We start from the raw sequence: 14102 nt of genomic DNA, 5'->3' as shown, positions 1-14102 counted from the left end.
AATTGGAGATTCGTTTTCAAACAGATGTCGGCAAACGTCGCAACACAAACCAAGATTTTGCAGCAACCTATGTAAATAAAGCCAATGTGACATTGGCCTTGCTTGCCGATGGCATGGGGGGCCACCGGGCCGGAGATGTCGCTAGCCGTCAAGCAGTCAGTGAGATTGGCACCGCTTGGGAACAGACAGAGCTGACAGACAGTGAAAAAACTGCCCAATGGTTGATCCAAAAAATCCAAGCAGAAAGCCAAGTGATTTTCCAAAAAGGACAAGAACAAGAAGAACTTAGCGGCATGGGCACCACGATCATTGCTGTGGCCTTATTAGGCGACCAGTTTACGATTGCCAATGTCGGGGACAGCCGTGCCTATCTTTTACGCAATCAAGTGCTGACCCAAATCACAGAGGACCATTCACTGGTCAATGAATTGGTGAAGTCAGGACAAATCACAGCAGAAATGGCCTTGAATCATCCTCGCAAAAACGTTTTGACCCGCTCGATCGGCATGCCAAGCGAAGTCGAAGTCGATGTGGCGATCCACTTTATTGCAGACGGGGATTATTTGCTGCTGTGTTCAGACGGATTGACCAACATGGTCTCAGATGAAGAGATCACAGCAACGATCCAAGAAACCCCTGTGCTGGAAGAAGCAGTGCAATCATTGATCGATCAAGCCAACGAACGCGGCGGTGTCGACAATATCACGGTATTATTGATTAAAGTTGGAGGAGAGCGCCCATGATCGAAATTGGGAAGAAGATAAACGGCCGATACAAAATCATCGGCAATATCGGCAGCGGCGGAATGGCAAATGTGTTTTTGGCGCATGACTTGATCTTAGACCGTGAAGTGGCAATCAAAGTGCTTCGTTTTGACTTCCAAAACGACCAAAGTGCGATTCGGCGCTTTCAACGAGAAGCATTGGCGGCGACTGAGCTGGTTCATCCCAACATCGTAACCGTTTATGATGTCGGCGAAGAAGACGGCATGCAGTTTTTGGTGATGGAATATGTCAAAGGGATGGATCTCAAGCGCTATATCCAAACGCACTATCCCGTACCTTATTTGCAGATCGTTGATATCATCCAACAAATCTTATCAGCGGTAGCGCTGGCCCATCAACACCGCATCATTCACCGGGACCTCAAGCCCCAGAATGTGCTGATCAATGAAGACGGCGTGGTGAAAATCACCGATTTTGGGATCGCGATCGCCCTATCAGAAACATCGATCACCCAAACCAACTCGATGCTAGGCTCGGTGCATTATCTTTCACCAGAACAAGCACGAGGCAGTATGGCGACCAATCAATCAGATATTTATGCGATTGGGATCATTCTCTATGAAATTTTAACCGGCAAAGTACCTTTTGATGGCGAATCAGCCGTAACGATCGCCTTGAAACATTTCCAAGATGAGATCCCTTCGATTCGGATCTATGACAAAAATGTTCCGCAATCGCTGGAAAACGTCGTATTGAAGGCGACCGCCAAAGAACCGGCGGATCGGTACAAAACTGCCGATGAAATGCGAGCGGATCTTGATACTGTATTGTCACCTGATCGACTCAATGAACCGAGATGGGAACCTCATGCCCTGATGGATGAAACGAGAGTGCTGACCCCTGTAGAAGCAGCCCAAGTTGAAACGCCGCCAGTGGAAGAACCCGTGGCAGAAACGGCTGCGGATCAAGCCGAAGAATCAGCGAAACCAAAAAAGAAAAAACGCAAACGCTGGCTGCTGCTGCCGGTCATTATGGTGATCGCACTGCTAGGCATAGGCAGTTACTTCCTATTCGGCGGTGGTCGGGGGGATGTAGCGATTCCTGAAGTCAACGGCCAGACAGAAGCGGCCGCCCGGGCCGAACTGGAAGCCGCTGGCTTACAAGTGGCAGACGAGGTAGAAGAAATCGAAGACGATGAAGTCGAAGCAGGCAATGTCGTCAAGACCGATCCGCCAGAAGGCAATGAAGTCAAAAAGAATTCCGTCGTGACCCTCTACATCAGTAGCGGAACCAAGAAAATCACCCTTGATGACTATGAAGGTCGCTCCTTTGATGATGTCAAAAAAGAGTTGATCGATTTGGGCTTTGATGAAGACAGAATCAAAGAAGAGCTAGAGTCGTCAGATGATGTCGATGAAGGGGATATTATCAGTCAATCACCAGCAGCAGGGCGGGAAGTTTCCCCAGCAGAAGACGAAATCACCTTTAAGGTCAGCTCCGGACCAGATAGCTTCGCAATGGACAACTATTATGGCATGACAGAGGCAGATGCACGAGCAGCATTGACTTCTCGTGGTGTCGACCGATCACAGATCGAAGTGAACTATCAATCTAGCAGTCAACCATCAGGCACGATCATCGCCCAAGCACCCGCAACAGGTGAAACGGTGGTGACTTCCCAAACGACCATCACTTTGACGGTCAGCAGTGGGCAGGAAATGGTCAATGTACCAAGAATCGTTGGGAAAAGCCAAGCCGATGCAGAAGCAGATTTGAATGAAGCGGGATTGGACTCAACTTTTGAGGAAGAGGACGGCTATAATGACTCGGTACCAGCTGGACATGTTGTCCGTGTCTCTCCAGGTGCTGGAACCTCCGTCGAAGTTGGCTCTACTGTAACGGTCACGATCTCTAGAGGACCTGAACCAGATGATTCGTCCTCATCGACGCCAAGCAGTAGTTCAGATGATTCCTCTGATTCAAGCGCTACGAGTGAAAGTAGCTCAGAAAGTGATTAGAAACTAGCTAAAACCAAATACATTAACCAAGCAGCCTTCGGGGACCAAAGAATTCTCTTTTTGTTCCCCGTCCAGCTGCTTGTTTTTGTTTCTAAACCTTATAGTGAGGCACAGGTGTCTTTAAAATTTCCTTTAGTCCTGCCATTTGTGCAAGCGTACATCTTTCCAAGGATTCAAAAATTGGGTATAATGAAGGTCAGAATTAGTCAAGGGAGGGAATGAATTGAGTCATCACAATACTTCCGATTTGATTGAAGCATATTTGAAGAAAATTCTTGAAGATAGTGAAACCATTGAGATTCGTCGCGCGGAAATGGCAAATTTGTTCAACTGCGTGCCCTCACAAATAAACTACGTGATCAATACCCGCTTCACCGTTCAAAGAGGCTATGCGGTTGAAAGCAAACGCGGCGGGGGCGGCTATATTCGGATCGAAAAAGTCAAAATCACGGACAGCCACCACTACTTAAAAGAAATGAATCAACTATTCGATGAAACCATCTCGGAAAAAGATGCGTATGCAATAATCCAGAAACTTTATGAGGAAGGAATCCTGTCCAAGCGAGAAGGCAACTTATTATTGACCGTCATCGCGAAAGCAGTTCTAGGACGTTCTCCTTATGAAAATAGAACACGAGCTGATTTGCTCCATGCAATTCTAGAACGATTAAGTTACGAAGACAGGAAGTGAAAGAGATGGATGAATTATTCACCCAACGCGCGAAAGCCGTTTTGGCTATCGCCCAAGAAGAAGCAAAATACTTTAAGCACCAAGCGGTAGGTTCTGAACATATTCTATTGGCACTGGTCATTGAACAAAACGGGATCGCCGGCAAAACGTTACGGGAAATGAATATCACAGAAAACGATATTCGTGAAGAAATCGAACATTTAACAGGGTACGGCACCGTTCGTCAATACCCAGAAAATGCCTATCTCGCGTATTCACCACGAGCAAAACATACATTTGCCTATGCAGGGGATGAAGCCAAGCGTTTAGGGGCACCGCAGATTGGTACCGAACATCTATTATTAGGCTTATTAAGAGACGAAGACATTTTGGCTTCACGAATCATGCTGAATCTCGGCTTGAGTCTCGCGAAAATGCGTCAGCTTTTGAAGAAAAAAATGGGCTTCAATGAAAGCAAAACCAACGGAAGTGCTGGTCGTCGTCGTCCAGCCCAAGCCAAAGCGCAGCAAGGAACACCAACCTTGGATTCCTTAGCCCGTGATTTGACCAAATTAGCCCGTGAAAAACGGTTGGATCCTGTTGTCGGTCGTGCCAAAGAAGTCAAACGCCTGATCCAGATCCTTAGCCGTCGTACCAAAAACAACCCTGTTCTCGTGGGGGAACCTGGTGTTGGGAAAACCGCGATCGCCGAAGGCTTAGCCCAAAAAATCATCAATGGGGAAGTCCCAGAAGACATGCAAAACAAGCGTTTGATGATGCTGGACATGGGGGCTTTAGTTGCCGGAACGAAATACCGGGGCGAATTTGAAGACCGAATGAAAAAAATCATTGATGAGATCTATCAAGATGGTCAAATCATCTTATTCATTGATGAATTGCATACACTAATTGGGGCCGGCGGAGCAGAAGGGGCGATTGATGCCTCGAATATTCTGAAACCAGCCTTAGCCCGTGGGGAATTGCAAACCATCGGTGCCACAACACTAGATGAGTACCAAAAATACATTGAAAAAGATTCTGCGTTAGAACGCCGTTTTGCCCGGGTGCAAGTCGACGAACCGACACCAGAAGAAGCGGAAGAAATTTTACGGGGCTTGCGTCCTCGTTATGAAGAACATCATGGGGTGGAAATTTCTGATGATGCGTTACACGCCGCTGTGCAACTGTCCGTGCGTTACATCAATTCGCGCCAATTACCAGATAAAGCCATCGATTTGATGGATGAATCAGCTGCCAAAGTGCGTTTAGACAAAACCGATGAAAGTTCAGAATTGGCAGATCTGCAAAACGAGATCGCCAACTTGATCGAAGAAAAAGAAGCCGCTATTCGTCAGCAAGATTTTGAAGCAGCAGCTCGTTTACGGATCAAGGAAAAGAAATTGACCCAACAGCTGACGGAAGTAGCGTTTATGGAAGTCAAAGAAGCATCAGGCTATGCCGATAGTGTTACTGCAGAAGATGTTGCTACGGTCGTTTCCCAATGGACCGGCGTACCTTTGCAGCAGATGGAGAAAAAAGAAAGCGAACGCTTGTTGGATCTTGAAAAGATCTTGCATCAACGGGTAGTTGGCCAAGAAGAAGCAGTCAAGGCAGTCGCTCGTTCGATCCGCCGCGCCCGCAGTGGGTTGAAAGATCCGAACCGTCCAATTGGTTCCTTCATGTTCTTAGGCCCGACCGGTGTCGGGAAAACCGAGCTTGCCAAAGCCTTAGCAGAAGCGATGTTTGGTAGTGAAGATGCCTTGGTTCGTGTCGATATGTCCGAATTTATGGAAAAATACAGCACGAGCCGTTTGATCGGTTCACCGCCAGGCTATGTCGGCTACGATGAAGGTGGGCAATTGACGGAAAAAATCCGTTCAAAACCATACTCCGTCATCTTATTGGACGAGGTGGAAAAAGCCCATCCCGATGTCTTCAATATCCTCTTGCAAGTGCTAGATGATGGTCATTTGACGGATGCCAAAGGTCGGAAGGTCGATTTCCGCAACACGATTTTGATTATGACCTCTAATATCGGTGCCCAACAAATCCGCGAAGAAAAAAGCGTTGGGTTTAATGTCACTGATTTAACGAAAGATCACCAAGCGATGCAAAAACGGATCTTAGAAGAGCTGAAAAAAGCCTTCCGTCCAGAGTTCTTGAACCGTGTGGATGAAACAGTGGTCTTCCAATCCTTAGGTGAAGGGGAGATCCACGAGATCGTGAAGATCATGAGCAAAGCGATCATCAAACGATTAGGCAACCAAGACATCCAATTGAAGATCACGCCATCTGCCATTGATGTGATCGGTAAAGCTGGTTTTGATCCAGAATATGGGGCACGGCCGATTCGTCGGGCCTTGCAAAAAGAAGTCGAAGACCGTTTAAGTGAAGCACTCCTATCAGGACAAATTCATTTAGGTGACAAAGTGACGATCGGTGCTTCCAAAGGATCGATCACCCTCAATGTCAAAGAGGGACAAGCACGGGTCTTGCAACAAGTTTAAGTCGAGCCAATAACGGCAGTGGCGTTTCTATGGTCGAGCAATCGGCATCCATAGGAACGCCGCTTTTTTGTCATGCTATGTCTAGTAGTGATCAAGAAGTATCCACTGATTATGATTGATGATTCACAAAAAAATATCCTTCTAAATAGTTTTATGACAACGATTGATTAATGAGCAAAGCGCTATTCGTGAAAAAAAGAGTAACGAGACCTCTTGGAAAGAATCCTGCTGTGTGATACTATGAATGAGTTGAAAAAAGGAGGAGTATTATGGTTGAGATTATCGCCACGGTGGAATCGATCGAGCAAGCACAGCAGCTGATCCCTTATGTTGATACATTGTTTTTTGGAGAAGAGACATTTGGGCTGCGCCTACCGGCCTCTTTTTCTCGTGAAGAGCAAATCAGACTGATCGACATGGCCCACGAAGCTGGAAAGAAAGTGACGATCGCGGTCAATGGCATCATGCACCCAGAAAAAATGAAGCTGATTCCAGAATACCTAGCATTTCTGAAGACCAATCAAGCCGATCAAATCGCTCTCGGAGATCCTGGGATCATTTACCGCATGAAGCAAAATCCAGAATGTGCCTTGCCATTTATCTATGCAGGGGAAACCTTAGTAACAAGCGCTCGTCAAATCAATTTTTGGGGACAAAAAGGGGCAAGGGCAGCCGTTTTAGCGCGAGAAGTTCCTTTCGAGGAAATGAAAATCATGGCCCCGCAACTAAATATTCCTGTGGAAGTATTGGTTTATGGTGCGACCTGCATTCACCAATCGAAGCGTCCGCTTTTACAAAATTATTATAACTATACCCAACAATCGGAAGAAAAGAACCACGATCGTGGGTTGTTTTTATCCGAACCGAAAAAAGAAGAAACCCACTATTCCATTTATGAAGATAGCCACGGTACGCACATTTTTGCCAATAACGACATTAATTTGATGCTGCAGCTGGCGGAATTAGCCGAAACAGGCTTTCAAACCTGGAAGTTGGACGGAATCTATACACGAGGGGCAGCCTTTGTGGCAATTGCTAAACTGTTTGCCCAAGCCAAGACCCTTGTAGAAAGTGGGGAGTGGCAAGCAGAGCAAGCTGCTGTGCTCAGTGAACAAGTTGCCCAACTTCATCCGGCAGAACGTGGGTTAGACACTGGATTTTATGCCATCGATCCTGACGATATCAAGTAAGGAGCAAGAACAAATGACCGTTAAACAAGCATTGAAACGACCAGAAGTGTTAGCACCAGCTGGTACGTTAGAAAAATTAAAAACAGCGATCCACTATGGCGCTGACGCTGTCTATATCGGCGGCAATGCCTATGGCCTACGGAGTCGCGCGGGAAACTTTACCTATGAAGAAATGGCGGAAGGGGTAGCTTTTGCCAAAGCCCACAACGCAAAAGTCTATGTAGCAGCCAACATGGTGACTCATGAGGGCAATCAAGAAGGTGCAGGGGAGTTCTTTCGGGAATTGCGAGATGTCGGTATTTCGGCCGTGATTGTTTCTGATCCAGCTTTGATCCAGATCTGCGCAACAGAAGCGCCGGGTCTACCGATCCATTTGTCCACCCAAGCCAGTGCCACGAACTATGAAACGTTGGAATTTTGGCGAGAAGAAGGCCTAGAACGGGTCGTCCTCGCTCGGGAAGTGTCGATGGAGGAAGTCGCTGAGATCCGCAAAAATACCAGCGTGGAGATCGAAGCCTTTATTCATGGCGCCATGTGTATTTCGTATTCTGGCCGTTGTACTTTGTCCAATCATATGTCGATGCGAGACGCTAATCGCGGCGGCTGTTCGCAATCTTGCCGTTGGAAATATGATCTGTTTGACATGCCCTTTGCAACGGAACGAAACAGTTTGACCAAGAACGGTACAGTGGAAGAAGAGTTTTCTATGAGTGCTGTGGATATGTCGATGATTGAACATATCCCTGATCTGATTGAAAACGGCGTGGATAGTTTCAAAATCGAAGGCCGCATGAAATCGATCCACTATGTTTCAACCGTGGCGAACGTTTATAAAGCAGCCGTGGACAGTTACATGGCCGATCCAGAGAACTATGTCTGCAAACAAGAATGGATCGATGAACTGTGGAAAGTTGCGCAGCGCGAGCTTGCGTCAGGCTTTTACTATGATACCCCGAGTGAAAATGAGCAGTTGTTTGGTCCACGTCGGAAAATTCCACAATACAAGTTTATTGGGGAAGTCATGGCATATGATCCGGCAACGAAAACAGCTACGATCCGGCAACGGAACCACTTTTCCGTCGGCGATGAAATCGAATTTTACGGTCCCGGATTCCATCACTTTCACCAAACCGTCGAAGTCATGTATAATGAAGACGGTGAATCCATCGATCGTGCACCAAATCCTATGATGCTGCTGACGATGCCGGTCAAAGAACCGGTGGAAGTCGGAGACATGATTCGGAAGAAAAAATAAGGTCGAGAGTTTCTCTCGGCTTTTTTTGTTGAATCAATCCAGCCAAAAAGGATCGATGAGAACATAGACAATCTTAAGGAGGAAACAACAAATATGGAAACATACGACTACATAGTAATTGGCGGCGGCAGCGGCGGGATCGCCTCAGCCAATCGAGCAGGAATGCACGGCGCCAAAGTATTATTGATCGAAGGCAATGAATTAGGCGGCACCTGTGTCAATGTCGGCTGTGTGCCGAAAAAAGTCATGTGGCAAGCCAGTGAGATGTTAGAAATGATCAAGCGGGACGCAACTAGCTACGGCATTTATCCACATGTGGATAAATTTAATTTTACTGAGCTTGTGGATAACCGTGAAAAATACATTGATTTTTTACACACAGCTTATCAAAAAGGCTTAGACAGTAACAATGTAGAAGTTATCCACGGTTATGCACAGTTTGTGGATAACCACACGGTTACCGTCAATGGGGAAAACTACCATGCAGCAAACATTTTGATTGCCACCGGTGGAAAACCTAGCGCGATGAATATTCCCGGCGGTGAGTACGCCATTGACTCGAATGGTTTTTTTGCGTTGCGAGAAGCACCAAAGCGTATGGTCGTCTTAGGGGCAGGCTACATCGCAGCCGAAATCAGCGGGGTCAGCCAACAGCTGGGCAGCCAAGTGGCTTGGGCGTACCGCAAAGAGCGGCCATTACGAACCTTTGACAAGATGCTTGCGGATAATCTCGTGGAGATGTACCAAGAATCAGGAATCGAAACTTATGCAGGCTACGTTGCCTCTCGTATCATTAAAGAAGGTGACGAGTATCTCGTTCACTTTGAAAATGGCGAAACTTTGACCGGCGATTGCGTCCTTTTTGCTGGTGGTCGCGTGCCGAATACGGATAAGTTAGGTCTGGAAAACACCGATGTCCAATTGGATGAAAAAGGGTTTATCATTGTGGACAAATATCAAAATACCACAGCTGACTCGATTTTTGCAGTGGGCGATGTCATTGGAAAATTAGATTTAACCCCGGTTGCGATCGCCGCCGGTCGTCGCTTGTCTGAACGCTTGTTCAACGGTCAAAGCGATGCGTACTTGGATTATCACTTAGTGCCGACGGTCATCTTTACGCATCCACCGATTGCCACGATTGGTTTATCCGAAGAAGCAGCCTTGGCAAAATATGGCCAAGAGCAGATAAAGGTGTACCGTTCGCGCTTTACACCGATGTACTTTGCTTTAAATGAGTATCGCCAAAAATGTGAGATGAAATTGGTGTGCTTAGGAGAAGAAGAAAAAATCATCGGTCTGCACGGCATCGGGATCGGTGTCGATGAAATGTTGCAAGGCTTCGCTGTAGCCATCAAAATGGGTGCTACGAAAGCAGACTTTGATCAAACCGTTGCCATTCATCCGACGGGGTCAGAAGAATTTGTGACGATGCGTTAAAAGAAAAAAAGCCTCAACGGACAGATGATTTGTCCGTTGAGGCTTTTTTTGCGTATAAAATTCTAGCTATCAACTAAAAAGTCCCCAAAAGTAGATCAGAAATCGAACCTTGGGGGCTTATTTCAGGATGATCCCAGCTGCTGGGTTTATCCTAGATCCTTGATCAGTTCTGACGCCCAAGGATCTGAGCAGTGATCTGATAAAGATATGTTTTGGTTTCATCTTTGGTCTCAGGCAATTTCTGGATCGCTTGCAAAGCTTTTTTCGTGTAGTCGGCAGCGAGTTTCTTGGCTTCGTCAATCCCGGCGCTTTCTTGGACGATCCGATAGACTTCATGGGTATCCGCCTCAGTCATGGCAGCTTGTTTTTCCAGCAGTGGCAACAGTTGTTGGCGGTCATTTTTCAATGCCATCAACAGCGGCAAAGAATAGACGCCTTGCCGAACATCTTCCAATACTGGTTTTCCTAAGGCAGTCGCATCTTGACTATAATCCAAGACGTCATCCATGATTTGAAAGGCAAGGCCAATGGCTTCGCCGATCTCACGGGCTTGATTGGCAAAGCGCAAGGAAGTGCCGCTTTCGTAAGCCCCGATGAAGCAGCTTAAGGCAAACAATTCAGCGGTTTTGCCGCGAATGTTTTCTAAGTAATCCTCGACGGTGACGGACAAATCGTATCGTTTGCTCATTTGCCCTAATTCGCCGGCGAGGATTTTTTCCATACTACGGGAATTCATTTGCAAGCTTTTCATGGAGCTAGCATAATCCGCCATCAATTTGAAGCAGCAGACGAAGAGGTAATCACCAGCATAGACAGCGACATCGTTGCCAAATTCGGAACGAATGGTCGGCAGCTTGCGTCGGGTGTCCGCATGATCGACGATATCGTCGTGGATCAGCGAAGCAGTGTGGAGCATCTCGATCGAAGCCGCCAATGCGACAGCTTTTTCGCGATCTTTGTCACTGCCATAAGCAGAAAAGAGCAGCTGATAAGCAGGACGCAGCAGTTTCCCACCTGAATGGATCATGGACAGGATCGCTTGTTCGACCTCTTTGTTTTTTAGTTTTAATGATTTTTCCATCAATTGCAAGGAGGCAGATAAGTCAGCTTGCAGTGCTGGATACTCTTGCCACATGGAATGAAGTTTCATAATTAACTCCTTTATTCTGAATCCGAGCGCCATTTGACTTTGGTCTGGCGTTCATAATCAATTTGAAAACGGCGCAGTGTTTCAACACGACGCAGCAAGTAGTTGGCGGCGATCCCGATAGCGATCCCGGACAAGATCCCAAAGAAAGACAGGACCGGCAAGTAGAGCATCACGCTCCAGGATTGAGCGATCCATGAGGCGGTGATCAACTGTCCGACGTTGTGCAAGAAACCGCCAGCCGCACTAATGCCGATGATGCTGACACGCTTAGGCCCCAACTGTTTCACCAAAGACATCCCAAAGTAGCTCAGTAAGGAACCACTCATACTATATAAGAAGGTCGAAACCGTTCCTCCTAGTAACGTCGTTAAAATCAGTCTTAGCCAAATCAAGAGAAAGCTGTCTTTTTTCGGCATGGTGAACAAAGCAATAATGGTAATTAAATTTGCCAAACCTAGTTTCGCACCAGGCGCAAAGGCAAATGGATAAGGGATCATATTTTCAACTAAACCAATCACGACCCCTTGGGCGACCAGCAGTGAGATGAAAATTATTCGTTGTAATCGACTCATAAGCAAACGATCAATAGATTAGATCGTCGGTCTCACTCCCATCTGCGGCTTGGATTTCGATCACCAATTTATGAGGTAGACAGACGATGGTTTCCCCATTTTTACTGGCCCAGCCACGGCGCACACAAATCTGGTCGCCGCAATCAGCTTCCTTGATTCGGATCCGATCGCCTTCGATCTCCAGTAAATTGGTATCCCCGTCTTCATCTTCATAAAGATAGGTGTACGTTTTTTGACCTTCAACTAAGTCAAAACGTTTGATTTCTGTCCCATCGACCCGCAAGACGGCTTCTTTGTCAGCCGTTTGCGTCTGGCCAAAAATAAAAATCGGTAAAAAAGAGCTGAGGATCAAAACAAGTATGATGACGCCATCCCATGGTTTTAAATGGGCATCGCGGATAAATTCTTTTAGTTTCATCAAAAAAGACTCCTGTTCTTTCATGTGATGTGTCTCATTCTAGCATAAGAAGACAAGATTCTACTAGCTGAATCCTCAATAATCCACCGATTTCTGTGCAAGGACAATCAAGAAAAAGTTCTGTACTTGGAAAGAGACCAAGACACTGATTGAAAATCAGAATGTCTTAGTCTCATGAAGTCGTACAGGTATTCTATTTTGCTGGCTTATTTATTGCCATATAAGGAGCGAGGGGTACCGTACCACCATTTTCCAAGGGTACGTTGCAACCATGGGATTACCCAACGATCTAAACCGACTGCGCGTCCTGAACCGTTCATCAAGGCAAACGCAACTGGAATGAACCAGATGTTTACCCAGTAGAACATACCAGACATACAGAAAGTTAACACTAAAACGATGGTCGTTGCGTTCACTAACCAAGTGAAGAGACCAGCCATCAATGCAAGAGCTAAAGCAATTTCAAAGAAGACCATGAATTTTTGGAAGAACATTGCAACGTCGTTGTTTGGCATGATAAATTGCATAACTTTTGTGAACCAGTCAGGTGATTTTTCGATCACGATCATTGGTTGTTCACCGTAAGCATAGCTCAAACCAAAGTGTGCGGCTTGTGTCGCTGCATCGGCTGCTTCACCGGCGCCACTAGCGGCACTTGCTGCATCGGCTGCTTCACTAGCACCACTTGCTGCATCAGCGACTGTTTGATATTCCCAAGTCCAAGGGAATACGCTGTTGCCTTGGAACCAAGAACCTTCACCGAACCAAGTACCAGGTTTGAAGACTTCCCCATTCGTACCTAAAATTTTCTTGAAGGCTTCAACGAACCAGACAAGACCATAGAAAATACGAAGCGGAACACTCCACAAGACGTTACCGTAACGAGACGTGTGACCACGAGCGACTGTCCGGTCATCTTTGATGTGGAAGATTTCATGCATCAAGTATTGGAACATGTAGTAACCAGAACGAATATCAAAGAAGTATTTCAAGTTAACGATGTGCTTCATAATGATCGCTAAGAAACCGCTCAGGTGAATCTTATTGAATAAGTTCGCCACGCCCCATTTGGCACCGATCGAAACCATAAATCCTTGGTAGTTTCCTTTGAATTTATGTTTTTCGCCGCCTTTGATGGCTGAAACGATGTTCGTTGCTGCAGTGTGACCTGTTTGTTCAGCTGCTTGCACGATTTGTGGTGTTGGTGTATTCGGGAATTCTTCGAAGTAAACCAAGTCACCAATAATATAGATGTTTTTGTCTTCGTAGCCTTTTGCTTCCATGTACTCATTGGCAACTAGACGGAAACCACGGGCTGTTTCTAAACCGAAATCAGCAGCATCGCTAGTTCCTTTGACACCGGCAGTCCAGATCAATGTGTGGGTTGGGATCGTTGAACCATCTTTTAGTTTGATGTGGTCAGGTGCCACTTCAACGATTGGTGCATTCAAGACAAGATCAACATTGTTTTTCTTCAAGTAGCGTTCTGCTTTGGCTGCATCGTTACGATCAAGCATGTTCAAGATCGTTGGCATTGCTTCAACGACTTTCAAGCTGATTTCACTAGGGTCCAATTTATAATCGGAAGCTAAACGATCTTTCCAATCGATCAGTTCACCGATCATTTCGATCCCGGTAAATCCAGAACCACAAACGACAAAGGTCAACATTGCTTTGCGTAATGCTGCATCTGGTTCGATCGCTGCTTTTGCGACAGTTTTTTCAATGTGTTCGCGAATACGGACAGCATCGTCAAATGACCATAAAGTAAAGCCGTTTTCTTTAACACCAGGTGTACCAAAGTCGTTCGGTTCGCCACCCATCCCTAAAATCAAGTAGTCAAATGAATAGCTACCTAATTTTGTTTGGACGGTTTTATTTTCTTTATCGATCCCAGTTACTGTATCGGTTACTAAACGAACATTTTTCTTGCGTGAGAACAAGCGCTGCAAGTCATATTGAATTGCGGTAGGTTCTACACGTCCTCCAGCGACTTCATGCAGTTCAGTCATCATCGTATGATAAGAGTGACGGTCGATCAATGTTATCTCAACATCATTGTCTTTTTTCAATTTCTTTGCCATGTACTTCGTAGCAGAAACGCCTGCATAACCGGCACCGACAACGACAATGTTTTTCTTTGCCATTGCAAATCTC

11 protein-coding genes are annotated in these 14102 nt (G+C 46.2%); 7 read left to right on the top strand and 4 right to left on the bottom strand.

From position 1 onward, the window contains the following. Nucleotides 1-2 precede the first annotated feature (2 nt). The 7 genes from IGI88_RS06390 (at nucleotide 3) to gor (ending at nucleotide 9805) form a co-directional block, all read left to right on the top strand. Nucleotides 3-743 (top strand): Stp1/IreP family PP2C-type Ser/Thr phosphatase, encoded by a 741-nt coding sequence (locus IGI88_RS06390; RefSeq protein WP_005230317.1) that lies wholly within the window; start codon nucleotides 3-5, stop codon nucleotides 741-743. After that, on the top strand, nucleotides 740-2743 hold the full coding sequence (gene pknB / locus IGI88_RS06385) for a Stk1 family PASTA domain-containing Ser/Thr kinase (protein WP_005232981.1): 2004 nt from the start codon (nucleotides 740-742) through the stop codon (nucleotides 2741-2743). Before IGI88_RS06390 ends, pknB begins: the two co-directional genes overlap by 4 nt. Nucleotides 2744-2966: 223 nt before the next feature. Beyond that, nucleotides 2967-3434, top strand: coding sequence for a CtsR family transcriptional regulator (locus IGI88_RS06380; protein ID WP_005230319.1), 468 nt, complete (start codon nucleotides 2967-2969; stop codon nucleotides 3432-3434). 5 nt (nucleotides 3435-3439) lie between these two features. Beyond that, nucleotides 3440-5920 carry an ATP-dependent Clp protease ATP-binding subunit gene (locus tag IGI88_RS06375; RefSeq protein WP_008381720.1) on the top strand — a complete coding sequence of 827 codons (2481 nt, stop codon included), beginning with the start codon at nucleotides 3440-3442 and terminating at the stop codon, nucleotides 5918-5920. 269 nt (nucleotides 5921-6189) lie between these two features. After that, nucleotides 6190-7110, top strand: a complete 921-nt coding sequence (locus tag IGI88_RS06370; RefSeq protein WP_016612060.1) for a peptidase U32 family protein — start codon at nucleotides 6190-6192, stop codon at nucleotides 7108-7110. A 13-nt stretch (nucleotides 7111-7123) separates the two neighbouring features. Further along, nucleotides 7124-8365: a peptidase U32 family protein gene (locus IGI88_RS06365; protein ID WP_008381725.1), complete on the top strand. Its 1242-nt coding sequence runs from the start codon at nucleotides 7124-7126 to the stop codon at nucleotides 8363-8365. A gap of 93 nt (nucleotides 8366-8458) precedes the next feature. Beyond that, nucleotides 8459-9805: a glutathione-disulfide reductase gene (gor, locus tag IGI88_RS06360; RefSeq protein WP_005230323.1), complete on the top strand. Its 1347-nt coding sequence runs from the start codon at nucleotides 8459-8461 to the stop codon at nucleotides 9803-9805. Nucleotides 9806-9968: 163 nt separating this feature from the next. On the opposite strand, the gene IGI88_RS06355 is transcribed toward gor, so the two are convergent. The 4 genes from IGI88_RS06355 to IGI88_RS06340 form a co-directional block, all read right to left on the bottom strand. Beyond that, entirely contained in the window at nucleotides 9969-10955 is a 987-nt protein-coding gene (locus IGI88_RS06355; RefSeq protein ID WP_081119194.1) for a polyprenyl synthetase family protein, read from the bottom strand. Between the two features lie 11 nt (nucleotides 10956-10966). Continuing rightward, nucleotides 10967-11527 carry a Gx transporter family protein gene (locus IGI88_RS06350; protein ID WP_005232987.1) on the bottom strand — a complete coding sequence of 187 codons (561 nt, stop codon included), beginning with the start codon at nucleotides 11525-11527 and terminating at the stop codon, nucleotides 10967-10969. A gap of 10 nt (nucleotides 11528-11537) precedes the next feature. Continuing rightward, nucleotides 11538-11945 (bottom strand): NusG domain II-containing protein, encoded by a 408-nt coding sequence (locus IGI88_RS06345; RefSeq protein WP_010748871.1) that lies wholly within the window; start codon nucleotides 11943-11945, stop codon nucleotides 11538-11540. Nucleotides 11946-12151: 206 nt separating this feature from the next. Continuing rightward, a complete protein-coding gene (locus tag IGI88_RS06340; RefSeq protein WP_005230327.1) occupies nucleotides 12152-14092 on the bottom strand; it encodes an NAD(P)/FAD-dependent oxidoreductase in 1941 nt (646 codons plus the stop codon). Nucleotides 14093-14102: the final 10 nt, after the last annotated feature.

It is taken from the genome of Enterococcus sp. AZ179 (assembly GCF_050498885.1).
In the GTDB taxonomy this organism is placed as follows: domain Bacteria; phylum Bacillota; class Bacilli; order Lactobacillales; family Enterococcaceae; genus Enterococcus_D; species Enterococcus_D entomosocium.
Note: the sequence above shows the minus strand (reverse complement) of the source record. Positions and strands in the feature narration are given on the sequence as shown.